Here is a 25,198-nt window from a genome sequence, read left to right as displayed (position 1 = left end):
GCGGGACGGTTCGCGTCACCACCGTTATCCAAGTTTTACCTACTTGCGAGTCACGTTTTCGCAGGTCAGCTGCCCAGCGCACCTTCGGTGCGCGCCGAGGGCGTGGTAAACGTCCCCGGTGCGCGGGGGAGCTTCGTGTGCGGGGCCGCCCGCTCGTAGGTGCGCTTGTCGGCCGGGAGAGAGGAACGGGATCATGGACGTGCTGCATGAGCGGTGCGCGGGCATGGACATCAGCAAGCGGCACGCGAAGGTGTGCGTCCGGGGGCCGAGCGCGAAGCGCCGCGGGTCGTTCACGAGCTCGACGACCACGTGGGGTGCCACCACCAACAGCTTCCTGGACCTGCGGGATCACCTGATCGAGGCCCAGGTCACGCTGGTGGTGATGGAGGCGACCAGCGATTACTGGAAGCCCTGCTACTTCCTGCTCGCCGAGGGCTTGAACGTGGTCCTGGTCAACGCCGCGCAGGTCAAGAACCTCCCCGGCCGCAAGACGGATGTCTCGGACGCGGCCTGGCTGTCCCAGCTCGGGGCGCACGGGCTGGTGCGGGCCTCGTTCGTCCCGCCGCAGCCGGTGCGTGAACTGCGGGATCTGATCCGTACCCGGACCCAGATGACCCGCACCCGGGGGCAGATCGTGCAGCGGGTGGAGAAGATGCTGGAGGACTCCGGCATCAAGCTCGCCGCGGTGGCCGCCGACATCATGGGCGCCTCCGGACGGGCGATGCTGGAGGCGCTGATCGCCGGCGAGCGGGACCCGCAGGGTGCTGGCCGACCTGGCCCGGTGCAAGCTCCGCATCAAGATCCCGGAGCTGACCGAGGCACTGACCGGCCACTTCCGTGAGCATCACGGGTTCCTCGCCCGCCTGCACCTGGACCAGTACGACCAGCTCACCGAGGCCATCGGGCAGTTGAACGAGCGGATTGAGGCGGCGATGTCGCCCTTTCGTCCCGTCCTGGAACCTCCTCGACACCATCCCAGGAATCAACCGGGTGGTCGCCGAAGTGATCGTCGCGGAGACCTGTGGCGACACGAGCCGCTTGCGACAAACACCTCGCCTCCAGGGCCGGAGTCTGCCCCGGCCATCACTCCTCGGTCGGCCGGACCAAGAGCACCAAGGTCCGCCCCGGGAACCCGTATCTCGAAGGTGCCCTGGGCATCGCCGCCCTCGGCGCCGTGCGCACCAAGGACACCCACCTCCAGGCGCGCTACAAACGGTTCACCTTGTGGCGCGGGATGATGAAGGCCCTGGTCGCTGTCGAACACTCGATCAACACCGCGATCTGGCACATGCTCACCGACCGCAAGCCCTATCACGAGCCCGGCGGGAGCTACTTCGCCCAGCGCGACCCCGAACGGTCCACCCGCCCCGCGATCACGCAGCTCAACCAGCTCGGCTACCGGGTGACCCTCGATCCACTCGACACCGCAGCCTGAACCGGACACCCCGCACCCGACGGCCGACACACGACCGCCGGGCATACGGGGCTGCCCGAAACCACCTGGCGTGTATGTATTTACTCGTCAGCAGCCCGGATGATGCGTCCGGTGAGACCCTGTGGTGCCGCTGATCGTTCTCATGTTCTACTGTTCGCGCCATACCGGAGCTGGGTCCTCCGGGCAGCCGGTTTCGGCCGGAGTGACACCGAAGGACATGCAGAACAGTGCGAATGAGATCAAGTCACCGGCGAATGCGCGGGCGGCCCGACTCAAGTGTGGGTAAACCTGGCCTACACCAAGATCGGCAGCCTGCGTCTGGCGCTGGAGTCCGCCGACGGTAGGGCGTACAGGCTCAAGCCCTACGGAGCCGAGCCCGGCTCCGCTCTGACCACCTACGGTGTGGACGCCACGGAAGCGGTCGCGAAACGGCGCCGGCAGTTGAAGATCACCGACGGTGCCACCGGCGGCGCCGGCGACCTCAAGTCCTGGGCGCTGGGCTTCCTGGCCTACGAGAACAGACGCAGATGGCCATCACGGACGTCACAGTCGCGTTTGTGGAGTTGTGGACGAAGGCTGAAGGCCTGGTCGCCGCTGCCTCGAACAACCTCGAGCTCTACGTGGACGCCAGCTACCAGCACCTGGCAACCTCAAGATCGACTTGGTCGCCCTTGGTGGCTCGGTGCACATGCTCCAGCCGTCCGGGAGTTCAAGAGGGCCGGGGACTTGAAGAAGATCTACACCGTGGACGCCTCCGCCCTCCCCGCCAACGGCTGGTGGAAGCTGCGCGTCGATGACGTACTGGCCGGCAACACCGGCACAGTCAACAACTTCGTGGTCCGCTTCTGATCCTCCGAGGCACGGACAACGGCAACGGCGGGCCGCACCCTCCCCGAGGCACGCCCGCTGCCCTCTGCAACGAAAGGCACGTACATGCACAATCTGGCACGCCGCGCCGGCACGGCCCTGGCCGTGACCGCCGCAGCCCTGGCCCTGACGATCCCCGGAGCCGCTGCGCACACCGCACCGGGAACCGTCTCCGACAACTGTGACGTCCCGTGGATCGACTGCGCCTATGGCGACCTGTATCTGTACTACAACAGCAAGGAACTCGCCGTTCAGGACGGAAAGCAGGTGTCGTCCTTTGCCCGGTTCTGGGGCAGCGTCAACAACTACGAGGGCTCCAGCGGTTACCAGGGCTCCACCCTGGTCACCTACCGCTACGTCTTCGACGGCGCCACCAACGGCCACGGCCAGTACGTCAAGAACAACGCCGCGTCCGTCGCGAACTGCGCCCCCGCGGACAACTACCGCGTCTACTACAACTCCGGCTACGGCGGCACCTCCCAGTACATCGGCTTCGTCAACTGGGGCTGCAACTGGGTCAACCTGATCTCCGCCCTGAAGAACAACAACGCCTCCCAGCACATCGTCTGACCTGAGAAGGAACCTGCTCGCCGTGAACACCCGCACCCCCGCGGTCCTGGCACTCACCGCCGTCACCGCAGCCGTGCTGCTGACCGCATGCGCCACCCCCGCAAGCCAGACCCCTGCCGCCGCCCCCGCCGCCCCCAGTCCGGTCGCCGACAGCAAGGCCTTCCCTCCCTCCGCACCCGAGCGGGGCCTGGCAAAAGGGCTGAACCTGCCGCTGGAAACCTACATGCAGGACTACGGCGACACCGTCACCATCGGCAACGGAAAGCGCCTGCTCGCCCAGGACTGCATGAAGACCTACGGCCTCGACGTCCAGCTCCCGGCACATGGGCTCAACCCCTCACCGACCGAGAACGACGCCAACATGGAACGCCGCTACGGGCTCACCGACCGCGAGACCGCCGCCACGAACGGCTACGGCCTGCCCGGGGACGAGAAGCCCCGCACCAAGCAGCAGCTCCCCAAGCTCGATGCGGTCCAGACCGAAGTCCTCACCGGCCGCAAGGCCCCAACCGGGCAGAACGGGAAGACAGCGCCGAACACGCCCATGGAAGCGCGCGAGAAGGCCCGAGAGAGCCACAATGGCAAGAAGATCCACGAACGCGGCTGCGGCGGATGGGCCGATCAGGAGATCAACGCCCCCACCCCCGACGAGCTGACCCGTGTCTCCGAGCTGAACGGCAACAGCTTCACCGAGTCGATGAAGACCCCCGCCGTCGCCGCCGCGTTCAAGGACTGGTCGGCCTGCATGACCGGCAAGGGCCACCCCGGCTTCAAGGACCCCTTCGAAGCCGCCCGCTCCGTCACCCGCCCCGAAGGCGCCACCGCCGGACCGGAGGAGATTGATCTGGCCCTCGCAGAGATCGACTGCAAGGCCGAGACCGGCCTCGTCGCAACCTGGTTCTCCGAGGAATCGAAGATCCAAACGGCGGTCATCGCCAAGCAGCGGCCCGTCCTCGAGTCCATCAAGAACAAGAACCACGCTGCCGTAGGGTTGGCCGGCAAGAGAGTGGAAGGCTGATCGTGGCCCGTTACAAAGGCGTGGGAGCGGTTCTGCTCATCGGCGGCCTGATCGCCGGCGGCACGGTGTGGGGCGGGATGACGTTCGCCAAAAGCATGGAAGCCGAACTCGGCGACCCCGCCACGGTTGCCACCTCGGCCCCCGCCGAGCAGCCCGTCGGCGACACCCTCACCGATGCGCAGCGCCGCGACCTGGGACCCGACGTCGCCACCGGCCGCGAAGACGGGAAGACGGTCGCCACCGCACACCAGGCGGTATGGGAGGACAAGGACATGCACCTGGCGAAGATCCCCGTCGTGCTCACCAACCCCGGCGATGCGCAGCGGCGAGTCGAGATGCGCCTGAGCGTGCACTCCGCACGCGGCGAGGGAGCGCGCTCACTCTGGGAGGGAACGGTGGACTCCGACGGTGAGATAGCCCCCGGTAAGTCGGTGCTGACGTACGTGAACGTGCGGTCCGTAAGCGACCCGGCGACACTGAGGATCGAGCTGCGAGGGACGTCCGGCGAAGGCTGAACCCGCTATGTTTCCGTAGCCCCGCAAAGGGGCCGCAGGCCTCCGGGCCGGGCATGACTCTGTCCCCTGTCGAACGGATCGCCTGGGGGTGGTGTCACTGGCTCCGGAGGCATCGACAGACCGCTGATCAGGGGCATGATCACCGCCTTCTTTGAAGGTCGGGAGGCTCTTCGTGCAGGTTTCTGGAACAGCGCCCGTTGATCCACCGGGCCCAGTCCACGCCGAGCTCCCGGAGGGCGGTGAGCTGGTCGGCGTCAAGGCGTTGTTTCTGGTTGGCGATCCACACCCCGGTCCGGCGCTCGATGCCGTCCGGAAGCCGCTCGACGTGGGTGCGAATCTGCGGTTCTCTGTCACAGGTGGGAGTCATCCGTTGTCACTGACCGCGGAGTGTCGTTCGTGCTGGTGACGAGCTCGGTGGCGGCGGGATCGTGACAGGCTGCTGCGGTCTTGGTGGCGACAAGTAGTGAACCGTTCTGACTTCTCTGCCGCTCCGTTGTGAGCCATCAGAGAGGAGGCTCTCGTGCCCAAGAAGGTTGACACAGCCCTTCGTAGCCAGGCCTTGAGACTGGTGACAGAGCATCGTGCGGAGTACTCCTCCGAGCGCGCATTGCACATCCAGGTCGCCGAGTCCCTCGGCGTGTCCCGGGAGTCCGTGCGGCGGTGGGCAATCGCCCGGCGAAGCTCTGCTCCCCCTCCGCATACCCGGTGCCCCCGGGAACGCGGATGAGGAAATCAAGGACAAGGCCGGTATCCCCAACCCCAACGCCATCCGCATACCCGCCCGCGACGGAGACCGGGCACGGAATGCCGACGGCTTCCAGGTGGGCGAGGACAACCTCGGCTGGTTCGGCCAGCTCCTGGCCCGCACCGGGACCGCCGGCCTGGCCGCATTCGCCGGCGGAGGACAGAGCACAGCCCATTACCTCACCACACGCCAAGGCCGAGAGCACTACGACGTCCCCACCTTCGCCGCCACATCCAGCTACCACGACGCGGAAATCACGGTCGGCGGCACGAAATTCGTCGGCACGGACCACGTCTTCCGCATGGAGACGGTACGCATCGAGGCGTTCTCCGACATGGTCTCGGGCCTGTACGACCTCCTCAAAGACGGCCGCGTGGAGGAGTACCGGCAAGCAGCCTACGAACTGCGCTCCACACAGCCCGGCACCCATGACACCGAGAAATGGAACGGCCCGATCTCATTCCACCCCGACGGCACCGTCATGGCCCTGAACATCCTGCCCGTCCGCAGAAGGCGCCCGCTCTGATACGAACCCCCGGGACCACCCCCGTATAGCGCGTGATGTCCGGTTAGCCTAACTGGGGATCACGCGCATCATTGAAGGTCCACCGCCACTCCCTGACCACGACGTCGAAGGGCCGCCCCAAACCGAACCCGCAATTACCACGACAGCCGTCCCCATTCGCGACGCGGCACGGACCTCGTCGCTCAGGCCGGCGACGGGCCTTCTGCCCTCCGCCGTAAGCCGGCGACTCCGCACCGACACTCGGACGCCTCCCGGCCATCCACGGGGGGCCATGACGCATGCCCTCCACCCGCCGCACCCCGGGGGCATCGCGGGAGATCCACTAGCCCTAGGCGCACGCCCGGCGCACCCGGCTACCCGCGCGCTCCCGACCGCCTGCTCGTTCGATGGAAGCCGGGGATGTACGCCCCCTACCCTTACAGAAGCCTCGTGACCTCCGTCATGTCACGCGAGCCAATCAGCCCGACCCGGCAATTACAGCAAGGCGACCAGATCGGACATTTCATTGTCGCGGGACATGCGTGGGACGGCGATCCCGATAACCCGTCAGATAACTCGCTGACCTGCGGAAACGTGTGATAATCCGACGGCCTCCGGAGCCGTGTGCGCAGGTTCGAATCCTGCCGGGGGCACTTCGCAGGAAGTGCCCAAAGACCCCGCCATCAGCGAGTTCGCTGAGAACGGGGTCTTCGCGTATGCGCAGCCAACTGCCGCGCTGCGCAGCCGTATGACAGCCTCTGCGGCCTATTCGCGGCCCAGTCCGCACCAGAACCTCGCAGGTCACCCCCGGCAACGCGAAGACCCCCGGGATGCACCCAGGGGCCTCGGACCGCAGCGGCGCCGATCTCACTTTCACTCGTACTCGCGGAGCAGCTCCTCGGCCAGGTGAGCAGGACGGCAACGGAGGTCGTCACCCTCTCGGCGCTGCGCGCCCTCGTCGTCGCCGCGCTCTACGGCCGCCCCGGCCTGGGTCGCTCCTCTGACACGGTGCAGGAGGCGGATCTCCCCTCCGGTACCGACGCAGAACTCGTCGAGCGGTCCCTCATCCCGTTGCTGGCCGGCCTGATCACCGAGAACCTCCCCCATTTCACCGCCCGCGGCGCGATCACGGCGCCCGCCGTCATCGCGGGGATCGGCGTCGCCGCGCACCACACCACCCCGTGGGCCGATCCCATGCACGCCATGACCGCCGACGAACTGCGCCGGCTGCCCGCCGACATCCGGTGGGAGCGCGAGCCCATGTACTGGGACGGAGTGGCCGCCAAGACCGGCACCACCGGGCGGCTCAACTTCAGCGGGGGCGTCAAGGACTCGGGTGGCCGGGTCGCCGACGCGATCCTCTACCCGGCGACGGAGGCCGGCCGCCGGATCCGGGGGCTACAGGCGTAGCCGGCGCCCGTGCCGGGCTTGGTCACGGGGAGGGCCGGACCCCGTACACGGGAAGGCCGGAGGTGGGCAGGTCGCCGCCGAGTTCCTCGGGGAGCGGTACGGATTCCCCGTACTTGCCGTGAACCACGCCGTTGTACTCGCCCTCCCCGGGGCGGGTGAACAGCGACCAGGTTCCGGTGCGCGGGTCGATCTGGAGGAGGCGCGGGACTCGGGCGGCGGCGTACCACGCGGTCTTCTCGTTGATCCCCTTCAGGCGCTCGCTCGGCGAGATCACTTCGACGGCGAGCATGACCGCGTCAGCGTCCAGCAGCCAGTCGTCCTCGTCTTTGAACGCGCGCGGCCCGATGGTCAGGTCTGGGGTGGCGTAGTCGTCGGGGTCGCCGGGCATGGGGACCGACACATTCTCGTACGCCTCGTGCGCGGCGGCGAGGCCCGGACGGATGGCGTCCCGCAAGTCGATCACGATCCCGGCGTGCTTGCCGCTGGGGCTCGGAGACATCAAGAGGGTTCCTCCGATGATTTGCACGCGCATGCCGGTGGCCTGCTCGATCCGCTCGGCGGCTTCACGCAGGTGCCCGCGTCGTACGGGAATGGGGTGCTGGGCGGAGCTGGTCAAGGCGTCTCCTCCATGCCTGCGGGGACTGAGCGCGTGGCTCGTCTCACTCTACGGCCGGGCCCGTACCGCCAGCGGTTCTCCGGCCGGTACCCGCAGCGGCGGGCCTTCGTCCAGTACGAGTACGACTGCGAGGCCGCCGGTCGCCTGCCGTTCCGCGCGTACGCCGTGGACCGTGTGCCAGGTGCCCCATGCCCGTACGGACTGCCCCGCCTGAACGGCGATGGCCGCGATCTCCCGCGTCGCGGGGGCGGGCGTGAGAGCGGGGGCCTTGAGCTCGGACCACACGGTCTTGCCGATGCCGCCCGCGCGGGGGCTCACGCCCCACCGGAGGCTCAGCGCCTCCACGATCCAGAGGCCGCGCCCCTCGGTCTCGTCCGCGTCGGCTCGTCGCACCTCGGGCCGGCCCGACCCGGCGTCGCTCACCTCCAGGCGGAGCAGGCCTTCAGTCGAGGAGTGTGCGATCCGTACGCCGACCTGGCGGTCGCTGGGCACCGGTACGCGCAGGGCGTTGATCACGAGCTCGGAGAGCACGAGCTCGGCGGTCTGCAGGAGTTCGTCCCCCGCGCCCCAGTCCCCGAGTACGGCGTGCAGTGTCGCGCGGGCCCTTGGCGCGCTGCGGGGTCGGCGTGAGAGCCGGAAGGAGACGTCGATCAGTGCAGCCATGGCAGCTCCCAGAGGGTCGGAACCCCCGGATAGAGCGGGGGCTCAGGTACCGACACCAGGAGGGTGCCCGCAGAACAGGTAGTGGCGCAACGTTGAATGAATAGCTGACTCTTAATTCACTCATACGGGGATTCACGCGTTCGCAAGCACCCTGCTCTGATAGGGAGTTACCTATGCCAAATGTGATGCCCTCCACCGTCCTGGGTCGCCAACTCGGCGACGAACTCCGGCGCCTGCGCGAGGCGGCGGGTCTCACCACCGCCGCTGCGGCGAAGGCCCTTGACTGCACTGGCGGCAAGATCAGCCGGATCGAGAACGGCCACGTACCGGTCCGGACACCTGACCTCGTTGCGCTCATGAACGCCTACAGCGTGACCGATCCCGAGACCCAGGAACGGCTGGGCGCTCTGGCTCAGAGGGCCAATCGTCGGCGCCGTGAAGGGTGGTGGCATGAGTACGCCTCCGTTCTCAGCGACGCGTACCGCGACCAGATCGAGATGGAGTCGATCTGCGACAGCATCCGGACCTACCAGGTGCAGATGGTGCCTGGACTCCTCCAGACTCCGGAGTACGGGCGGGCCGTGACGGTGGCGTCGCGCGCCTGGCAGACGGCCGAGGAGATCGACCGGTTCGTCCAAGTGCGACTTGCCAGGCAGGAACGGCTGGCGGGTGCGGAACCCATGGAGTTCTGGGCAGTGCTTGCTGAGGGAGCGCTGCGCCAACAGGTCGGCGGTCCGGACATCATGCACGCACAGTTGGAGCACCTACTGGCCATGGCGGACCGTCCCAACATCACAGTCCAGGTGCTGCCGTTCACACGCGGCGCCCATTCGGGCATGTTCGGCCCCTACGTGCTGCTCAGCTTCCCGCAATTGGCGTCGCTCGACCTCGTACTCACCGAGGCCCCAACCGGCAACATCTGGATGGAGCGAGAGCAGGAAGTCGCCTGCTACCGAGGGCTCTTCGACGACGCCCGCATGGCAGCATTGCCGCCAACGGAGTCACTCGCGCTGATCCAGCGTGTTGCCAAGGAGCACAGAGCATGAGCAATGAGGTCCGCTCTACGACCGGGGTCCACAAGACGGCGATATGGCGCACGAGCAGCTACAGCGGGGGCCAAGGCGACTGCGTCGAGGTCGCCGACAACGTTCCCGGCATCGTCCCTGTGCGCGACAGCAAGCGGCCTGCCGGGCCTGTGATCGGGTTCGGGGGCGGTGCCTGGCAGGCGTTCGTTACTCAGGTGCGCTGACCGGTCAGCGCCGCTTGCGTTTGCCGCCGGCACGCTTCGCGGGCTTCTTCGTGCCGCTGGTGTGGAAGGTCCGCCAGGCTCGGCGGGCCTGGTCGGCGGTGGCTCGGTCGGGGTGGTGTGAGAGCTGCTGCGCCAGGAAGGCGGCCGTGTACGGGTCCGCCCCGATGAGGGCGGTGAGGAGGGCCGGGGTGCCGCCGGGCCAGGTTGATGCCGCCTTGTCGAAGGCGGCGTGGAGCACCGCGAACAGCTCGGGCTCCTCCTGATCCGGGGCCGCCGTCAAGCGGTGGTCGAGGGACGCTGTGCGCCGTACGGCTTCGAGCTCGTCGACCACGTGCACCGCGCGGGCCGACAGCGGCGCGGTGGAGGTGTCGGGCGCCTGGCCTCGTACGTGCAGGGTGTGTTCGGCCCAGCCGCCCAGGACGGGGTCGGGCAGCAGTCCGTACAGGGCATCGTCGGGCACGGCCGGCGCGTCCAGGGTGGCGAGCAACGCTCGCCGCCTGGCGGGCTCCTCCTCGGGGCGGTCGGCGGAGAGCGCCTCGAACAGGGGGGTCCATCCGTGGGCGCCGTGGGCGGTCAGCCAGTCGGCGACAGCCTGCCGGGCGGCCCCCTTCGGCCACCACTGGGCTCCCGCGACGAGCCGTTCCGCGTCCCAGGCGAGCACCTGGTCCCGAGTGGGGAAGACATCGGCGGCTTCGCCTCCGATGCCCAGGAGGAGGGCGTCGCGCAGCAAGGAGGTGCCGAGTGGGGTGAGGGTGAGGGCATCGCCGGAGCGCTGGATGACGCCCGAAGCCTCCAGGCGGTCCATCAGGCGCGCGAGGCGGGCTGCGCCCGGGATCAGGTCCGTGCGGTCGGACTCGGTGAGTGCCGGAAGCCCGAGGACGGCGGACAGGGCCTGGGGGTCGGGCAGTTCGTAGGCTCCGGTGGCCGGTACGGACGGGTCGGGGTCGCTCTCGTGATCCGGCGGGATGAACCACATGTCGTTCAGGGCGGCCAGTCGGGCCACGGACTGCGCCGCCCCCGCCCGCTCGGAGAGGAAGTAGAGGGTCAGCAGGTGCTCGCCGTCGAACTGTTCGGCGGTCTCGTCCTCCTCTGCCAGCTGCGCCAGCAGGGCGCCGAACAGGTTCAAGGCCAGTCCGGTCAGCTCGGCGGGGCCGCCGTCGCGCCACGCTTCGGCCGATGGTCCCGCGCTCGGCGTGCCGCCCGGCTCCCGGCGCACCAGGAACCCGCTCGCCAGCGCCAGTTCGCGTGTCCTTTCGTCCACACCCTCCGGATCGGCGGCGGCTCGCGCCAACAGCTGGGGCAGGGGGGCGGCGCGCAGCAGCGCGGCCTGCTCCTGGGGGGAGGCCGGCAGTGGGGCCGGGGGCATCGGCGCGAGTGCCTCGCCGTACATCTCCAAGTGCTGCACGGTCATTGCCTCGACGAGGGCAAGGAGGGGGTCGGGAGCATTGTCGCCGCTCGGCGCCAAGTACGCGAAGGGGCCGCGCAGCAGGGTGTCGAGCCCGGCTGCCGTCCAGCGGTCCGCGAGCACGCCCGCCTGCTCGTCGTACGAGTCCTCCCGTGTGTCGTCCGGGGCCCCGGCGGTCGTCACGGCCTCCACCCGCGCGGTGAGCAGCGGACGGGCCTGCCTTGAGCGTTCCGCGCACAGCGCCTGCGCGTAAGCCGCCTCGGCGAGCGGTCCGTTCGGGGACGAGGAGGCGACGAATCCCAGCGCGGTGTTCCGCTCGGCGTAGGGGAGCGCGGCGAACGTCTCCAGCCAGTCGCGCACCGCCTGCGGGTCGTTGGCGTCAACTCCCGCGGCGCGCACCAGGTTCCCGTAGAGGCGCGGCCAGGTGAGACGGTCGTGGCTCGTCATCGCCTGCCCGAAGCCTTCTGCCAGCTCGTGCACCCGGGCCACGAGCTTCGCGTGCCGCTTGGCATTGAGGCGGCCGGCCTCGTGCGTGTGGTCGGCCAGCGAGACCAGCGCGGTCACGAAGCCCGGCAGCTCTTCCGCGGCGGCGCTGACGTATAGCGGGAGCAGGAGGTGCAGCAGTTCCTCGGCGAGCTCCTCGGTGGGCTCGGGCAGGCCCGTCCGGCGGCGGGCCCCGCCCAGGACGAGCAGGCCGAGGACGGCCTCCACCGCCCGCGCGTCCAGCGGGGCGCCCCGCTCTTCGGCTCGGGCAAGGAAGGAGTCCACATCAAGGAGAAGCGGCGTGGCGGTGGTCATCCCGGCAGCCTAGAGGCGCGGCACGGCAGCCACCCGTGGTCCGCCTTCTTTTACGTCGACCGGGTTCAGCCGGGTTCAGCGGCCGTCCGAGGCCGGGCTCGGGCCCGCGCGTTCCGGTGGTCCGTACGAAGGATGTGGGGGTGGGTCTGTGGGTTTTGGGGGGTGGGGGGCGGGGGGTGGCGTGCGTAGGTTGGAGGTGAGGCCACTTGGGGTTGCTGATCTGGTGCTTTGTGGCGTGCTCTGACGGTGAGGATGGGGCGGCGCGAAATGCGTGACTTGGTGGAGACGGCGCGGCAGTGGGTGGCCGAGGGGCGGGTCGGGTTTCTGGCGCGGCCCGTGACCGAGCAGGGGTTCGGGCCGCGGGATCCGGCCGGGGCCGTGCTCGTGGATGCGCGCGGGGAGTGTGTCGGGGCCCTGTACCGGGGGGTGTTCGATGCCGAGTTGGTGGCGGAGGCCGCCGCCATGGGGGGCGGGGAGACCGCGCGGGTGTGTGAGGTTTCCGTGGGGGCTGGGGAGGCTGTCGAGGCCAAGCTGACGTGTGGTGGGCAGGCCGAGGTGCTGTTGCAGCCGCTGAGCTCGATTCCCGGTGAGTGGTGGGAGCTGCTCGGGCAGGGGGTCGGGGTCGCGCTCGTGACCCAGTTGAACGAGCGGGCGGATCAGGCCGTCAGTGTCGTGGTGCGGGGGGCCGATCAGCCGTCCGGTGACGCCGAGCGGCGGGCCGGGGAGCTGCTGAGGACGCGGCGGCCGGGGCGGGACGCCTTGTACGCGGGGTCCGGGCTGGTACTCGTGGAGGCGTACCCGTCGGCTCCGTACGTGGTGATCGGCGGGGGCGGGGAGCTGGCCGAGGTCATCGAGGCGCAGGCCCGGCTGCTCGGGTGGGAAGTGAGTGTCGTCGCCTCCGTGGGCGAGGCCGGGAAGCTGCTCGAGGCGCGGAGGGACGCCGCCTGTCTGGCGATGCTGAGCCATGACCCGGACTTCGACGTGCCGACGCTGCGCACCGCGCTCGCGCTCGGGATTCCGTACGTCGGCGCGCTCGGCTCCCGCAAGACCACCGCGCGGCGCCGCGAGGGGCTGCTCGCGGCCGGGGTGAGCGAGGAGCGGCTGCGGACGGTCCACGGGCCGATCGGCCTGGACCTGGGTGGGCAGACCCCGGCGGAGACGGCGCTGGCCATCTGTGCGGAGATCCTGGCGGTCCTCGGGGGTCGCGAGGTGCGTGGGGTGCGGGACGCGGACGGACCGCTCAAGGGGTGAGCGGGCAGCTCGGGGGCGCGATCGGGTGAAATGGTCGCCGATGCGGGAAAATGGGTTGTATGGACACGACTCTGATCTTCCTCGCGGTGGACAGAACTCTGACCAACATCGCGTGGTTCCTGGTCGTCGGGCTCATCGTGGTCGGCTTCCTGCTCGGCGGTTTCGCGCTGGGCAAGCGGGTCCGGGCACACGAACCCGCACCCCCCACTCCCGAGAGCCAGCCGCACCTGCCCGACGGCGGTGCCGTGTACGAGGTCTCCGAGGAGCGGGAGTACGTCGAAATCCCCGAGCCCGGACTGCGCCCGCACGAGATGCAGGGGTACGGGAACTTCGGCTCCCGGACCTCCAGCCATCAGGAGGAGACGCGGGCCGAGCGGGAATCCGGGTACGAGCACCCCAATCCTCAACCCGGGAAGCCCCCGACCGTGCCGCCGCTGGACGGCATGAAGCCCGCCTGACCTGACCTGACCTGACCGACCGACCACCCCCGACCCGACCGGCCATGCCTGTGACCCGCCGCGCGGCACGCGTGGCGGGTCACAGGTCTGTGCGCAGGCGCAGGACCTCCGGGGGCGGGTGGCGGGTCGAGGTGTGGCGGACTTCGGCCGTCAGGAGCGGGTCCAGGGGGTGGAAGGGGACCTCCCCAAGGCCGATGGCCGTGACCGTCGCCCCCTGGGTCGTGCCCCCGGCCGCCGCCGGGGCCCGGGTGGCCAGTGCCGCCGCCACCTCGGTGCGCAGCGTCGCCGTCAGCGGGCTCGACACCAGCGGGGTCTCGTCCCCGACCGGCAGGACCAGGACGAGGGCGAGCGGGCGGCGGGCGGTGCCCGTGTAGCCGACCACCGCCGCGTCGCGGACGTTGGTGTGGCGGAGCTTTTGCCAGCCGCGCCGGCCGGTGGGGTAGGGCTGGTCCATCCGTTTGACGACCAGGCCCTCGATGCCGCTGGCGGGCAGGGTCTCGTACCAGGTCTCCGCCAGCTCCGGGTCCGTGGTCATCGGGACCGGCTGGAGCGGCGGGCCCAGGGGCAGGAGGAGGTCGACGAGGAGCGCGCGCCTGCGTTCGTACGGGCGGGCGCGCAGGTCCAGCCCGGCGAGTTCCAGTACGTCGAAGGCCGCGTACGAGGCCGGCAGCGTCTGGGCCAGCACGGCGGCCCGCGCGGCCGAGGCGGCGGCCGCCCGGCGCTGTACGAGCGCGAAGTCGGTGCGGCCCGCGTGCCAGACCACCACCTCCCCGTCGAGCACGGTCCCGGCGGGCAACAGGCGTGCGGCCGCCGCGAGGTCGGGGAAGGCCGCGGTGACGATGCGGCCGGAGCGGGCCTGGAGGGTCACCCCGTCGACGGTGCGGATGACGACGAGGCGGTGACCGTCGTTCTCCAGACTTCGATGTGTCTCATGAGACACATCGAAGCCCGGGTGTCGCCCCACCGATCGGCCGATGGAAGCCCTTACTGAGCCTCTCCGTCGACCCAGAGTGGCCGTCCGGTTACTGCAAGCAGTTCGGCCGCGATGTGGGTCTCCGTGGAAGCCACGAGGCGCTTGATGTGGGCGTAGTACTGCTCGACCTGCCCCTTGGTGACGCCAGAGGCAGACGAGCCACGATGAGCGATGTCGCCGCGAAGGGTGACGAGGGCGTCCAGCTTGGCTGCCGCGCCTTCGACGCTCATGCCCTTCCAGTACCAGTGCTTGTCCACGTCTTCGATGCCGATGGCATCCGCGAAGAGCTTGCTGATGTTCCAGGTCTTCGGTGTGTTGAGAGTGGTGTTGCGCTCGGTCTGGAGTGCCTGGAAGCGGGACTGCAGTTCGGTGCGCCATCCGTTGTCCGCTAGTGACCAGGCTGCGTGCGGATTCTTGGCGAGCTCGAGATCCTTCGCGACGCGCCTTCGCAGTGGCTCAGGCAACGACCCCGCGCCCTCCGCGTGGGCAACCAGGTGCTCCAACGCTTCGGCGGCGAGGTCCTCGCAGAACGCCTCCCAGAAGGCTGACAGAAGCACGATGGACGCCTTGTGGAGGGACTCGACCTTGCACTTGCGCCCTGGCCCTCCCGGCGTGACGTCCGCGTGTATCTGCAGAAGCCGTTCGATGTCCTCGCGGTTCCGGTCGAAGTTCTGGCGTGACTGACTGGTCAAGCGATCCCCCAAAGACTGCAACAGGCTTCTATGTGGCAGCCTCATTCTCGTGCCCGGAGGGCCCGGGCGTATCTCCGGTGCCGGGGGCCCTTCTTGGCGCGCGGACGCGGCTGCCCCACGGGGCTGACGCGGCGAGTTGCGGGGACGTCAGCTCCAGGGCTCGGTTGTCTCGGCCGGCTGCCATGTGGTCGAGCCAACGTTCGTACCAGTCGAGGAAGTCCTTGGCGGACGACACGTTCGGACCCCAGAAACCATCCGAGTTGCCGGTCAGGACGCGTCCGGCAAGTGGCCCTGTCACGGCGATGAGGCAGAGGTCTGTGCAGCCCATCTCGATGATGTGCAGGAACAAGTCACGCTCCTGCTCGCCGCGATGCGCCGGAGTGAAGCCTCGGGGAGCCTCTGATGCCTCTCGAGGGTCCATCGTGAACAACCGGCAGTTCTCCAGCGAGATGAGGCCGTAGAACGGTGATGCTCCGGTCGCGCCAAGACCTGTGACGAACTGCCGGTAGGGATCCGGAAGGTCGATGCGGTGCTCAGCCTCGAATGCGCTGACCTGCGCTTCGCTCAGGCGTGGGCCGAGTCGAAACTCGTGGTGCTCTTCACCGAAGGAGTGGCTGCGGCGCGGCTGGAACGGGATCTGGGCCAGTTTGCGGCCCAACCGGGTTATGCGCGAGTCCATGGGAACTCTTCTCTCGTCGCCCACAACCTATCGCGCTCGCTTCGGGCACGAGGATCGGGCTCGGCATCCGGCGCCTCACCCATCGAACCGGACACGCACGAACTTGGCTGTCTCGTGGCGACCGACCGTCTCGCGGACTTCAACCAGGACGGGCTCGATGACCACCGTCACGGTCCCGTGATCGGGATGTTCTGTCCGGGCGCCCAGGAGACCGCGTACCGATTCCCCGACTTGTCGTGCTTGCATCCCTGTCAGGCGTGGAGAGGTCTTCACCGTTCGCCCGTCGGACAACTCCACGAGAACGCCGTGTGGTCGCTCCACCGGGCCGAATACGCCGATGATTCTGCCGTCTCGGGTATCGGAGTGCCTGACCTTCCTCCAAGCCCATGTCTCTCCGGCCTGATAGGTCGAACTGAGTGACTTCGCCACGATTCCTTCAACGCCCACAGCTCTCATCTCGCGAAACCAGAGGCGCGCGGTCTCTTCGTCCCGTGTGGCCAGCACACGCTGAAGGGGCGGCTCGGCGTCGACCAGAGCTCCGCCGAGAAGCTCCCACCTCTTTGCCAAGGACAGGCCCCGGACGTCCTTCCCGGGGACAGCGAGGATGTCGAAGGCGATGTAGTAGACCGGAATTCCTGACTTCTCTCGATCGGCGCGGGACCGAAGGAGGTCAGTGAAGGTCAGTCGCCCGTCGCGGTAGGCGCAAAGCTCCCCGTCCAGGACGATTCCGGGCGTTAGATTCTCTTGCAGGTAGGTAGAAACCTGCGGGAATTCTCTGGTGAGGTCCCTCCCGGATCGCGACTGCAAGAACACTCTTCCGCTCGCCAGGATGAAGGCGAGCGCGCGGAAGCCATCCAGCTTGAGGGAGTACTGAAGCCCCCCAGGCATGCTGTCCTGCTCAGGGATCTCATCGGCTGGCCGGGGCCGCATGACATCGAGGGGTGGTTGAAGGACCACCGTCTGCGAGCTCTCATCCATTCCTCCAGGGTCTGTCTGCCCGGTCTTCGGAACGGAGTGGGGCTCGCTGGTCCGGCCGGTCTGTCACCGGAACAGCCTCACCCCGCGAGGGCGCGAAGGTCATTCGCGGATGGCGTGAGCGCGATCCAGTGGGATAACGACGGCTGATCGCTTGGCGAGCTGATCGCGGAACGCCGCGTTCTCGGCCAGCAGGGCCGTGATGACGGTGGCAGCGGCATCGACCTGGTCCTGAAGCTGCCGGCATTCCTGTCGGCTTTTACGGAGCTTGCCGCGAACTTCGCTGAGCTCCTCGCGGTGCTGGTGATCCAGGGCGGTAGCCGGACTCGCATCGACTCGGCTGTCCCATTCGGCGAGGACTGAGGTTGCGCGGTTCATGGTGGCTCGGCTGACGCCGGCCTCGCGCCAGAGGTTGTTCTTGGTGAGTGCGCCGTCGGTTCGGTTCGGCTTGCCCGACAGGAGCCGTTCCATGGCTTCCCGGAGCGCTTGCTCGGCCCTGGGTGACACGGTCACTGGTCCGCCCTCTTGATCATGAGCTCGACATCGTGCAGTTGCGCGTCGAGTAGGGCCCGCCTGTTCTTGGGGATCTTGGGCGTGTCGAGCAACCTGATCAAGGAGGACCGTTCGGCCTGCCAGATGGGCAGGTGCTCTGGGCCGAGGACGCTGTTGGCGCATCGGGACGGCTGGCAGCGGTCGAGGAGCGGGCCCCGGTGGCCTTGGGGGACGACAGCGTCTTCCAGGCATTTCGCGCCGACGGGGTCGGCGTCGTTCATCGTGCAGTGATTCAGCTTTCCGAAACGGATGGAGATCCGGGTGCGTCGCAGGAGGTCGAATTCGACCCGGATGTCGCCGCGCTGGGCCTTGCCGGTGCTGCGGAGAGTTTCGGCCTGCTGCCGGACGGCGGCGAATGCCTCTCGCATTCGCTCGGCTCCAGGTCCGAAACCGATGCTCTCGCCACGGCTGTCGGCGGTGTAGAGATCCTTGAGCCGCTGGAACCGGCGCTCTTCGACGGCGGTGTCGAGGTGGCGGGCCCAGGACGGGGCGTGATCCATGTAGCCCTGCGTGGTGCGGTTGGCCAGGGCTCGGGTGGCGGCGTGCTTGAGCTGCATGCCGACAGCGATCTCAGAGCCGGGGAAGTCCTTGGTGAGCATGGCCATCGTCCGGCGGAACATGTGGGGCGTGACGTTCTGCTGCGGGATCTCGTCGAGGCCGGTGCTGTGACGGGAACGATTGACGTGGGCGATGAAGTCGGCGACCGCGTGCCCGCTGACGAACCCCTCCCCGGTGGATCGAGGACTCGCGGACGCGAAGGCCAATTCGTTGTGCTGAGAGAGCTGGGAGGCGACGTCGATGGCGTCGGCGACCGGAGCGATGATCCACCAGTGCTTCGTGGGCAGGTCCGGGTCCAGTTTGCGTTTGGTCGATTTCACCGCCGGGGTGCCGTAGTGCTCCACGACGGCACCCTTGACGATCTCCCGGATCTCGCAGTCCCGCATCATCGACAGCGCGGCGACGAAGACGTAGCAGGCATTGCGCAGGGCGACGCACTCCAGCCACAGATCGCGGGGCTGCAGCGAGTCATGCCACGGGCCGCGGCTTCCATCGGGCCGTGACACCTGGATGAGGTCGGCCACCAGGCCGACCTGCGTACGGCCCGCCTCGACGAGCTGTTCGACGACCGCCCGGCGTTCGCGGCCGGGCTGGGACGAGGTTTCGAAGAGGCGGGCATGCCTTGGCTCGGCTCCGATCATCCAGCACAGCAGGGACCAGTTGACCGGCCCCTCCGCCGCGCCGGCCGCGCGCAAGGGAACCAGGTGATCCGGGTCAGCGACCCAGGCCCTGAAGAGCCGCTCTCCCTCGGCTGTGCTGATCTTTTGGGCCCGTGCCTGGATGTCCTGCCAGTGGGATTGGGCGCGCAGGATGTCCGGGGCGAACACGCTGATGTACGTCCACGCGGCGCGGACGAGGGGGAACCACGTCTCCGGAGCGATCACTGGGGTCTTGAGATCCGGCACGACGGGCTGGTTCAGGACCGCGTTGGTGGAAACTCCGGGCCAGGGGTCTCGCTGCAGGCCTCCGGATGCGAGAGCGCGACGGAACCGGTAGAGGGCCTTGATCAGATGGACGTGCCCGAGGGCGCTGGTTGCCTCGCCGGTCTCGCATCGCCGCGTGACGTAGTCCTGGAAGTCGTCATCGCTCCAGTCGTCGAGCCTTGCGGGCAGCCCTCGGGCGGCGCCGAACGCGGCCATGGCCCGCATATGTCCGATCCGCTGGGCGACTGTGACTGGCGACAAAGGCGCGGCTGGCAGGTGAAGGCCGCGCGCGAGAACGGCCGGATGCCGCGGGTTGAACCAGACCATGGCCAGTTCGCGGGTCATGAGATTCCACTCTGGTCCGAGGTCGCGAAACCAGACGCGCATGCCTGCGGCCTGCATGTTCGGTGCCCGCCGGACCACGCCGTTGAGGTCCCAGCACTCCGCGTTGTCGAACCGTGGGGGCTTCGCTCCGTCCAGCAAGGGATGGGACTGGATGACGGGTTCATCGTCGCGGAAGATCGATCGGCTATGGGGCAGGGCGAGGTGCTTGGTCATGCGTCGAACTCCACGTGTGCAGCAAGGGGAAGCGGCAGCGTCAGCCCCTGGTCGGCGATCTGCTGATGAGCGAACGTGATCTCCGCGTCGGTGCGGGCTTTGATCGCCTCGGTGACGTTCACGCGGCTCTGTCCCCAGAGCGCATGGAAGTGCTGGGGCGCCAGCCGCAGCTGCAGTTGGTCCAGATGCGTCGAGAACAGCAGCAGTTGGGGCAGGTTGGACGGCAGCACGAACGCATTGCGACACTCCAGACAGCGTGTGGGTGCGACCGGGCAGAGCTGGCCGGGCCGTCCGTATGGCGAGTCGAGAGGGTCTCTGCAGCTGGAGACGCCCATGTCCAGCTGGCCGGCCCGCAACTGCTCCACGTCGTCGAGGCTGAGGCCCAGGGCGGCGGCTGATCCCGGCTCATGGAGCGACGCTTCCGCTCCCTCGGTGAGTACAAGGGGCCCGTCCAGCGCCTGGCTGAACCAGCGTTGCTGAGCTGCTGTGATGACGTTCCCGGCGATGACCCGCAGCGTGGTGCCGTGGGCGTAGTGACTGTGGAAAGTCTCCACCGAGTGGTCGTCCGCGATGTCGCTGACCCGACCCTTGAAGGCAATTGCCTTCTCGACTTTGCCGGACTTGCGGAGCCGCCGGATGTCCACGACACCGTCGACGGAGAGCTCGTGGAGCTTCGTCCAGTCACGGAACGTGCCGCCGGCGACTCTGTCCAGCCGCGAGATCGACAGTGAGGAGGCGGGTAGTGCGGCTCGGAGGAACAGCGGAACAGGTGAGATGCCGGCTCGCTCGGCCAGCGGTCGGTTCATCTCCAGCAGCCGCCGGATGATCTCTGCCGCGTCCAGCTTCGGCTTGCTTGGATGAAGAACGGCGGCGGTGTCGGCGGCTGCCGTACTGAACGCCTGACGTGTGTGCGCGTGAGCCCTCCATTTACTGAAGTTGATCAGGACGCTGTGCGGCCCGAACTCGATGTCGTCCTCGTCCAGGAGCGTGACCTCCTCCGGCGCCCGGCCGGTGGCCGCCATCAACAGGACTCGGTAGGCCTGGAGATCAAGATTGCTCAGGAACAGCTGGCGGACGAGGAATCTCAGGAGAGCCCTCTTGCCGAGCGCGGGGGTGATGTCGTGCGGCAGCAGGCGGCGCAGGGAATCCGGCATGGCGGACCAGACAGGAAGGTGCTGACTGATCTCGCCGCAGGTCCACGCGTCGTTGGCGATTGACCAGAGCAGATTGGCCGGCTCACTCCAACCTCCCTCGGCCGGGTCTGTGCCGCTGGCCGCGAGCTCCCAGCCCTGTCGGATCCTCGCCTCGATGGCCAGACGGTCGGCCCAGGCCGCCTGCACGATTCTCTTCTTGTCGCTGCGGGTGAACTCGTCCAGTTCCTGCGACTGCCCCCGGCGCAGGCCGAGAGAGCCGTCCACCCAGCCGTGCAGGTGACCTGCGACGGGACGCTCGTGATGCTCGATCCGGCGGCCGATCAGAATGCGCAGCTTTCCCGCGAGCCAGGCCGGCGTCCTCGATCCGGCCTTGTGCTCGGTGGGCAGCACGCGGATCCACTCGGTGACCGCGTGGTGCAGATCCGGCTCGGCGTGGGCCAGCGACGCCTGGCGAGGGCGGGGAACTGTGGCGTCAACGTGCTCGCAGAACGCCCTGATGGCCCGCCGGTACTGCCGGTTCGTGCCAGCGTGCAGACCAGCTGCTGCGGCCAGCTCCACCCACTCGTCGGCGAGCTCCGCGGCCAGCATCTCGCACTCGAAGGCGGTCGGATCGAGTGCGACGGGGGCCATCGACCCGTTCCCGTCGGTGGCAACGACCTCTCGGATGCCGACCCGACGTTGTGCGGGAAGCCGGGAGCTGGAAGTGGGGAAGTCGCCCTTGTGTTCACCTCTGCGTGGCATGAACGTGCTCCTCAAGACTCAGCAGATGACGGGCAACCGTGACGTACGAAGCGCCGCCAGACGCAGTCCACTCGCGGAAGGCATCGTCGACCTCCCGCATGGGGTCCTTCAGATAGCGGATGTAGCGATAGGTCGTGGATGGCTGGGCATGTCCGAGTCGGCGCTGAACCACCAGCAGAGGGTTGCCCGTCATGTGGTCCAGCAGTGTCGACATCGGCAGCCCCTGGTCCTGGGCGTCGTTCAACCCCTCGCGCGTAAGGAAGATCAGAAGGCGCAGAGCGAACGTGTGCCGTAGGTCGTGGTAGACCCAGCAGCGGCGCGGCAACTGAGGAACCTCGACCTGAGCTGCCCACTGCTTCATCCGTTCCCAGGCCCGCCAGCGGATCCGGTCCCAGCCCGAGAAGGTGAGCATCCGCCCGCCCTGACCGATGAACAGGGCCAGCGGATCCAGGCCGTCGCCGGTCTCCATGACCGTGATGCGGCGCAGATCGGGTTTCATGTCCTTGATCACCCGCGTCACCGTTCGGCCGTCGAGAACCCCGCGGACCTTCGAGGCGTCTGCTTCGAACCGCTGGACCACTAAGAGATCCCGGTGCTGCCGACGCAGAGTGGACTGGGCTTTCGCGACGATTTCTGGGCGCTCGATGTGCAGGTAGGGGTCCAGCAGCTCCATAGCATCCATGGGGATGTAGACAGAGCGTGGCCGTCCGTACTTCGCACAGGCTGCAAGGGCGACGTCGGTGGTCCGCGGCCGCAGGCCGGTTTCCAGCCCGAGTTCCGGCAGCAGAAGAGTGGCCCACTCCTGGATGCGCATGCCGGTCATGAGCGCGAGCTCGCATGCCGCCCGGTTGCGGTGCGGTCGCCATCCGCGGAATGTCTCGTCCAGTTGCGCGTCCGGTGCCAGCCCGCCGAAACCCACGTCCCGGCAGTAGAGGTACTGCTCCAGCTCCATGTGCCGAACCCGCAGGTCACGGCTGGTCCCGCTGCGCAGTGATGCCCTCCGCCCCGTCGCCCGCCAGGGGCGGACCTCGACAAAGCCGTCCTGGAGTAGGAAGTCGTAGAGCCCGCTGATGGCTGCCGAATCACGGTCCCAGGTCGCCTCCCCGACGGTCTCCTCCGCGTCCTCGCGGCGCCACTGCCGGAACTCCTGGATGTCCGACTCGGTAGCCGAGCTCAGATCCAGCCCCCGCGCCGCCAGGAAGTTCAGCAGCATCAGGACGGTGTACGCGTACGACCGCATCGTCTTTGCGTCCAGGCCACTCAAGGAGATCTTCCGGAACCACGTCGAGACCGGTTCCACTGGGCGCATCGCCTCGTCGAGCAGGATTGGTGTACCTCCGGGTATGCGACGTCGCTCGAAGAGATCCGTGAGCTGGACGTGACCCAGGCCGGCGACATCACCGACCTTCCAGACCTTCCGCTTGTTGGTGAAGAACAGCTGCACAGAACCCTCCGAGGGACGCTTCCGTCGTTCCGAAGAACCGGACAGTCACCCCAACGGACGATCACGCGAACGGCTACGGGAAGGCTTGGAGAGTCACCCGGATGAGACATTTCAAAGTGTCTGGAGAACCGTCGAACTTGGGCTCGTACGCGAGACCGGGCGCGCGCGGCAGGGACCGTACGGCCACGGCGAGCGCGACGGTGATCACGGGAGCCGTCCGGCCAGGTCGGGGTCGAGGAGCGGGGCGAAGAGGTCGCCGTCGCGGGCCAGCCGGGGGGCGATGCCGTCGGCGAGGAAGACCAGGGCGGAGGGGGTGCGGCAGGACTCGACCTCCGCCCAGGAGACGGGGGCGGAGACGGTGGGCAGGGTGCGGGCGCGCAGGGTGTAGGGGGCCGCCGTGGTCTTGGCGGCGGCGTTCTGGCTGTGGTCGACGAAGACCTTCCCGGGGCGCAGCGCCTTGGTCATCCGGTGCACGACCAGCTCGGGGAGCGCGCGCTCGGCCTCCTGGGCGAGGGCCTTCGCGTACGCCGACACGTGCTCGGAGGGCGTCGGTTCGAGGGGGACCGCCAGGTGGAGGCCCTTGGAGCCGGAGGTCTTGGGGTGGGCGTGCAGGCCGTCGGCGGCCAGCCGGTCCCGGAGCCACAGGGCGGCGGCGGAGCATTCGACGACGGTGGCGGGGGGACCCGGGTCGAGGTCGAGGATCAGGCGGTCGGCGAGGGCGGGGGCGCCGGCCGGCCACTGCGGGGTGTGGAACTCGACGACGAGGTTGGCGGCCCACATGAGGGTGGGCAGGTCGGCGACGACCACCTGTTCGGCCCGGATGTCCTCCGAGCGTGGCACCGGGGTGGTCTTCACCCAGCCGGGGGTACCGGGCGGCGGGTTCTTCGTGAAGAAGAGCTGTCCGTCCGGGCCGTCGGGATAGCGCAGGAAGGACACCGGGCGGTCGTGGATGTGGGCGAGCAGGGGACCCGCGACCGTGGCGTAGTAGTGGAGGACCTCGCCCTTGGTGAAGCCGGTCTCCGGGTAGAGGACCTTGTCGAGGTTGCTGAGCGAAATGCGACGGCCCTCCACCAGGGTGATCGGCGTCATACGATGAGACTGCCACGAAACAGGAGGAACCGTGCGATCCATATGGAACGGGGCAATCTCCTTCGGCTTGGTCAGCATTCCGATCAAGCTCGTGAACGCCACCGAGAGCCACTCGATCTCCTTCCGCCAGATCCATGTCAGCGACGGCGGTTCTCTGGGGGTCACGGCTGTCGCGCGCTGATCTGCGGAGAATCCGGGCAGGTCAGAGCCAATCAGGTGGTCGCGTAGGTATGCCACAGGTGTAGTGCGAGGATGCGGCCGGTTCAGGCGGAGGCCCGCTTGGTGGTCTTCTTGGCCGTGGTCTTCTTCGCAGCGGCCTTGGCCGTGCTCTTCGTGGCGGCGGTGGTCTTCTTCCCGCCGGCTTCCTTCGGTGATGCGGCGGCCTTCTTCGCCGCGGAGCCCGTCACCTTCCTGGCCGGAGCTGCCGTCTTCGCCGGAGCCTTCTTCGCGGTCTTGCGGACGGGCAAGGTCCGGACCTCGGCCTCCGTCTCCTCCGCAGCACCGCGTTCCCCACGCGACTCCTTGGCCGCGCGGACGCTCTTCTCCAGGGCTGCCATGAGGTCGATGACCTTGCCGCCCGCCGGGGCGGCTACCTCTTCGTGCGGTAGCTCGACGCCCTGGAGCCTGGCTTCGATCACCTGCTGGAGGGCTTCCTGGTACTCGTCGTGAAGCGTGGACAGGTCGAAGTCCTCGGACAGCATGTCCATGAGAGACCTGGCCATCTGCAGTTCCTGGGGCCGGATCGCGACTTCTCCCTCCGGCGCGACGCCGACGGCAGGCCGGACCTCGTCGGGCCAGAGACAGGTCTGCAGCACGAGTGTGTCCTCGTGCACTCGGAGCACGGCAAGAGACTCTCTCGACCGGATGGCGATCTTCGTGACGGCGATCTGCCCGGCCTCGGTCAGAGCCTGCTTGAGCAGGGCATAGGGCTTGGCGGCCGCGCGGTCGGAGGTGCCGACGTAGTAGGCCTTGGAGAACATCAGCGGATCAATGGTCTCGGCGTCGACGAAGGCCAGTACGTCGATGAGCTTTTTGCTGGGGAGCGGGAGCTCGGCGAGGTCTTCGTCGGACAGCATGATCATGCTGCCGTCGGGAGCCTCGTAGCCCTTGGTGATCTCTGCGTACGGAATCTCGACGTCCTCGGCCTCACATACGCGCCGCAGCCGCACCCTGGAGCCGTCCTTCTCGTGCACCTGGCGAAGCGGGATGTCGTGCTCCTCGGTGGCCGTGAAGAGCTGGACCGGGATCGTGACCAGCCCAAACGATATGGCCCCCTTCCAGGTCGCTCTCATGCCGTGCTCCTTCCCTGGGACCCTCAGGCTATGTCGGGGCCAGGCACTGCGACAGTCGGCGGC

25 protein-coding genes and 2 pseudogenes are annotated in these 25,198 nt (G+C 68.3%); 13 read left to right on the top strand and 14 right to left on the bottom strand.

The window, feature by feature from the left end:
* Positions 1-193 precede the first annotated feature (193 nt).
* The 5 genes and pseudogenes from ACODT5_RS45370 to ACODT5_RS45350 all read left to right on the top strand — a co-directional run bounded on the left by ACODT5_RS45370 (position 194) and on the right by ACODT5_RS45350 (position 4,405).
* Positions 194-1,435: pseudogene (locus ACODT5_RS45370) on the top strand (IS110 family RNA-guided transposase).
* A gap of 726 nt (positions 1,436-2,161) precedes the next feature.
* The gene (locus ACODT5_RS45365) at positions 2,162-2,284 is read left to right on the top strand and encodes a proprotein convertase P-domain-containing protein (RefSeq protein WP_422524718.1); all 123 of its coding nucleotides are present in this window, start codon (positions 2,162-2,164) and stop codon (positions 2,282-2,284) included.
* Between the two features lie 84 nt (positions 2,285-2,368).
* Positions 2,369-2,872 carry a hypothetical protein gene (locus ACODT5_RS45360; protein WP_422524717.1) on the top strand — a complete coding sequence of 168 codons (504 nt, stop codon included), beginning with the start codon at positions 2,369-2,371 and terminating at the stop codon, positions 2,870-2,872.
* Between the two features lie 22 nt (positions 2,873-2,894).
* The gene (locus ACODT5_RS45355) at positions 2,895-3,890 is read left to right on the top strand and encodes a hypothetical protein (protein WP_422524716.1); all 996 of its coding nucleotides are present in this window, start codon (positions 2,895-2,897) and stop codon (positions 3,888-3,890) included.
* 2 nt (positions 3,891-3,892) lie between these two features.
* A complete protein-coding gene (locus tag ACODT5_RS45350; protein ID WP_422524715.1) occupies positions 3,893-4,405 on the top strand; it encodes a hypothetical protein in 513 nt (170 codons plus the stop codon).
* A gap of 139 nt (positions 4,406-4,544) precedes the next feature.
* On the opposite strand, the gene ACODT5_RS45345 is transcribed toward ACODT5_RS45350, so the two are convergent.
* Positions 4,545-4,772, bottom strand: coding sequence for a hypothetical protein (locus tag ACODT5_RS45345; protein WP_422524714.1), 228 nt, complete (start codon positions 4,770-4,772; stop codon positions 4,545-4,547).
* Positions 4,773-5,226: 454 nt separating this feature from the next.
* Here ACODT5_RS45345 and ACODT5_RS45340 point away from each other — a divergent pair, with 454 nt between their 5' ends.
* The 3 genes from ACODT5_RS45340 (at position 5,227) to ACODT5_RS45330 (ending at position 7,065) form a co-directional block, all read left to right on the top strand.
* On the top strand, positions 5,227-5,676 hold the full coding sequence (locus tag ACODT5_RS45340) for a hypothetical protein (RefSeq protein ID WP_422524713.1): 450 nt from the start codon (positions 5,227-5,229) through the stop codon (positions 5,674-5,676).
* 429 nt (positions 5,677-6,105) lie between these two features.
* Positions 6,106-6,255 carry a hypothetical protein gene (locus tag ACODT5_RS45335; RefSeq protein WP_422524712.1) on the top strand — a complete coding sequence of 50 codons (150 nt, stop codon included), beginning with the start codon at positions 6,106-6,108 and terminating at the stop codon, positions 6,253-6,255.
* A 306-nt stretch (positions 6,256-6,561) separates the two neighbouring features.
* The gene (locus tag ACODT5_RS45330; protein ID WP_422524711.1) at positions 6,562-7,065 is read left to right on the top strand and encodes a hypothetical protein; all 504 of its coding nucleotides are present in this window, start codon (positions 6,562-6,564) and stop codon (positions 7,063-7,065) included.
* A 22-nt stretch (positions 7,066-7,087) separates the two neighbouring features.
* On the opposite strand, the gene ACODT5_RS45325 is transcribed toward ACODT5_RS45330, so the two are convergent.
* A complete protein-coding gene (locus ACODT5_RS45325; protein WP_422524710.1) occupies positions 7,088-7,681 on the bottom strand; it encodes a Uma2 family endonuclease in 594 nt (197 codons plus the stop codon).
* A gap of 48 nt (positions 7,682-7,729) precedes the next feature.
* The gene (locus ACODT5_RS45320; protein WP_422524709.1) at positions 7,730-8,344 is read right to left on the bottom strand and encodes an ATP-binding protein; all 615 of its coding nucleotides are present in this window, start codon (positions 8,342-8,344) and stop codon (positions 7,730-7,732) included.
* 173 nt (positions 8,345-8,517) lie between these two features.
* Between ACODT5_RS45320 and ACODT5_RS45315 the strand changes: the two genes are divergently transcribed.
* Together ACODT5_RS45315 and ACODT5_RS45310 are read left to right on the top strand one after the other, a co-directional pair.
* The gene (locus ACODT5_RS45315) at positions 8,518-9,390 is read left to right on the top strand and encodes a helix-turn-helix domain-containing protein (protein ID WP_422524708.1); all 873 of its coding nucleotides are present in this window, start codon (positions 8,518-8,520) and stop codon (positions 9,388-9,390) included.
* On the top strand, positions 9,387-9,593 hold the full coding sequence (locus tag ACODT5_RS45310) for a DUF397 domain-containing protein (RefSeq protein ID WP_422524707.1): 207 nt from the start codon (positions 9,387-9,389) through the stop codon (positions 9,591-9,593). Before ACODT5_RS45315 ends, ACODT5_RS45310 begins: the two co-directional genes overlap by 4 nt.
* Positions 9,594-9,597: 4 nt before the next feature.
* Here the strand turns inward: ACODT5_RS45310 and ACODT5_RS45305 are convergent, their stop codons facing one another.
* Complete coding sequence (locus ACODT5_RS45305; protein WP_422524706.1) at positions 9,598-11,796, bottom strand: hypothetical protein; 2,199 nt, start codon at positions 11,794-11,796, stop codon at positions 9,598-9,600.
* A gap of 267 nt (positions 11,797-12,063) precedes the next feature.
* Between ACODT5_RS45305 and ACODT5_RS45300 the strand changes: the two genes are divergently transcribed.
* Both ACODT5_RS45300 and ACODT5_RS45295 read left to right on the top strand, forming a co-directional pair.
* A complete protein-coding gene (locus ACODT5_RS45300; RefSeq protein ID WP_422524705.1) occupies positions 12,064-13,047 on the top strand; it encodes an XdhC family protein in 984 nt (327 codons plus the stop codon).
* Positions 13,048-13,106: 59 nt separating this feature from the next.
* Positions 13,107-13,505 (top strand): DUF6479 family protein, encoded by a 399-nt coding sequence (locus ACODT5_RS45295; protein ID WP_422524704.1) that lies wholly within the window; start codon positions 13,107-13,109, stop codon positions 13,503-13,505.
* 79 nt (positions 13,506-13,584) lie between these two features.
* Here ACODT5_RS45295 and ACODT5_RS45290 read toward each other — a convergent pair whose 3' ends face one another.
* The 9 genes from ACODT5_RS45290 to ligD all read right to left on the bottom strand — a co-directional run bounded on the left by ACODT5_RS45290 (position 13,585) and on the right by ligD (position 23,843).
* Complete coding sequence (locus tag ACODT5_RS45290; protein ID WP_422524703.1) at positions 13,585-14,445, bottom strand: ATP-dependent DNA ligase; 861 nt, start codon at positions 14,443-14,445, stop codon at positions 13,585-13,587.
* 44 nt (positions 14,446-14,489) lie between these two features.
* Positions 14,490-15,170, bottom strand: a complete 681-nt coding sequence (locus ACODT5_RS45285) for a HEPN domain-containing protein (RefSeq protein ID WP_422524702.1) — start codon at positions 15,168-15,170, stop codon at positions 14,490-14,492.
* A gap of 28 nt (positions 15,171-15,198) precedes the next feature.
* Positions 15,199-15,849, bottom strand: a complete 651-nt coding sequence (locus tag ACODT5_RS45280) for an SMI1/KNR4 family protein (protein WP_422524701.1) — start codon at positions 15,847-15,849, stop codon at positions 15,199-15,201.
* 75 nt (positions 15,850-15,924) lie between these two features.
* Positions 15,925-16,827, bottom strand: a complete 903-nt coding sequence (locus ACODT5_RS45275; protein WP_422524700.1) for an ATP-dependent DNA ligase — start codon at positions 16,825-16,827, stop codon at positions 15,925-15,927.
* 99 nt (positions 16,828-16,926) lie between these two features.
* Positions 16,927-17,295 (bottom strand): hypothetical protein, encoded by a 369-nt coding sequence (locus ACODT5_RS45270; RefSeq protein WP_422524699.1) that lies wholly within the window; start codon positions 17,293-17,295, stop codon positions 16,927-16,929.
* A gap of 38 nt (positions 17,296-17,333) precedes the next feature.
* Complete coding sequence (locus ACODT5_RS45265) at positions 17,334-19,415, bottom strand: hypothetical protein (RefSeq protein ID WP_422524698.1); 2,082 nt, start codon at positions 19,413-19,415, stop codon at positions 17,334-17,336.
* Complete coding sequence (locus ACODT5_RS45260; protein ID WP_422524697.1) at positions 19,412-21,157, bottom strand: hypothetical protein; 1,746 nt, start codon at positions 21,155-21,157, stop codon at positions 19,412-19,414. The genes ACODT5_RS45265 and ACODT5_RS45260 overlap by 4 nt, the downstream gene beginning before the upstream one ends.
* A 136-nt stretch (positions 21,158-21,293) precedes the next feature.
* On the bottom strand, positions 21,294-22,754 hold the full coding sequence (locus ACODT5_RS45255) for a tyrosine-type recombinase/integrase (RefSeq protein ID WP_422524696.1): 1,461 nt from the start codon (positions 22,752-22,754) through the stop codon (positions 21,294-21,296).
* A 204-nt stretch (positions 22,755-22,958) separates the two neighbouring features.
* Entirely contained in the window at positions 22,959-23,843 is an 885-nt protein-coding gene (gene ligD / locus ACODT5_RS45250; protein WP_422524695.1) for a non-homologous end-joining DNA ligase, read from the bottom strand.
* 31 nt (positions 23,844-23,874) lie between these two features.
* Between ligD and ACODT5_RS45245 the strand changes: the two are divergent.
* A pseudogene (locus ACODT5_RS45245) lies at positions 23,875-24,000 on the top strand (non-homologous end joining protein Ku); the annotation flags it as partial.
* Between the two features lie 106 nt (positions 24,001-24,106).
* Here ACODT5_RS45245 and ku read toward each other — a convergent pair.
* Entirely contained in the window at positions 24,107-25,135 is a 1,029-nt protein-coding gene (gene ku, locus ACODT5_RS45240; protein ID WP_422524694.1) for a non-homologous end joining protein Ku, read from the bottom strand.
* Between the last annotated feature and the right edge of the window lie 63 nt (positions 25,136-25,198).

The sequence above is a fragment of the Streptomyces tatrensis genome, from assembly GCF_049310065.1.
Lineage (GTDB): Bacteria > Actinomycetota > Actinomycetes > Streptomycetales > Streptomycetaceae > Streptomyces.
This window is presented reverse-complemented; position numbering and strand designations above follow the sequence as displayed.

Excerpts from the sequence above, each read along its gene's own strand:
- ACODT5_RS45320 (WP_422524709.1), bottom strand. The coding sequence starts at position 8,344 with ATGGCTGCACTGATCGACGTCTCCTTCCGGCTCTCACGCCGACCCCGC.
- ACODT5_RS45300 (WP_422524705.1), top strand. The coding sequence starts at position 12,064 with ATGCGTGACTTGGTGGAGACGGCGCGGCAGTGGGTGGCCGAGGGGCGG.
- ACODT5_RS45345 (WP_422524714.1), bottom strand. The coding sequence starts at position 4,772 with ATGACTCCCACCTGTGACAGAGAACCGCAGATTCGCACCCACGTCGAG.
- ACODT5_RS45275 (WP_422524700.1), bottom strand. The coding sequence starts at position 16,827 with ATGGATGAGAGCTCGCAGACGGTGGTCCTTCAACCACCCCTCGATGTC.
- ACODT5_RS45280 (WP_422524701.1), bottom strand. The coding sequence starts at position 15,849 with ATGGACTCGCGCATAACCCGGTTGGGCCGCAAACTGGCCCAGATCCCG.
- ku (WP_422524694.1), bottom strand. The coding sequence starts at position 25,135 with ATGAGAGCGACCTGGAAGGGGGCCATATCGTTTGGGCTGGTCACGATC.
- ACODT5_RS45265 (WP_422524698.1), bottom strand. The coding sequence starts at position 19,415 with ATGACCAAGCACCTCGCCCTGCCCCATAGCCGATCGATCTTCCGCGAC.
- ligD (WP_422524695.1), bottom strand. The coding sequence starts at position 23,843 with ATGACGCCGATCACCCTGGTGGAGGGCCGTCGCATTTCGCTCAGCAAC.
- ACODT5_RS45260 (WP_422524697.1), bottom strand. The coding sequence starts at position 21,157 with ATGCTGGCCGCGGAGCTCGCCGACGAGTGGGTGGAGCTGGCCGCAGCA.
- ACODT5_RS45270 (WP_422524699.1), bottom strand. The coding sequence starts at position 17,295 with ATGGAACGGCTCCTGTCGGGCAAGCCGAACCGAACCGACGGCGCACTC.
- ACODT5_RS45310 (WP_422524707.1), top strand. The coding sequence starts at position 9,387 with ATGAGCAATGAGGTCCGCTCTACGACCGGGGTCCACAAGACGGCGATA.
- ACODT5_RS45315 (WP_422524708.1), top strand. The coding sequence starts at position 8,518 with ATGCCAAATGTGATGCCCTCCACCGTCCTGGGTCGCCAACTCGGCGAC.
- ACODT5_RS45295 (WP_422524704.1), top strand. The coding sequence starts at position 13,107 with ATGGACACGACTCTGATCTTCCTCGCGGTGGACAGAACTCTGACCAAC.
- ACODT5_RS45360 (WP_422524717.1), top strand. The coding sequence starts at position 2,369 with ATGCACAATCTGGCACGCCGCGCCGGCACGGCCCTGGCCGTGACCGCC.
- ACODT5_RS45305 (WP_422524706.1), bottom strand. The coding sequence starts at position 11,796 with ATGACCACCGCCACGCCGCTTCTCCTTGATGTGGACTCCTTCCTTGCC.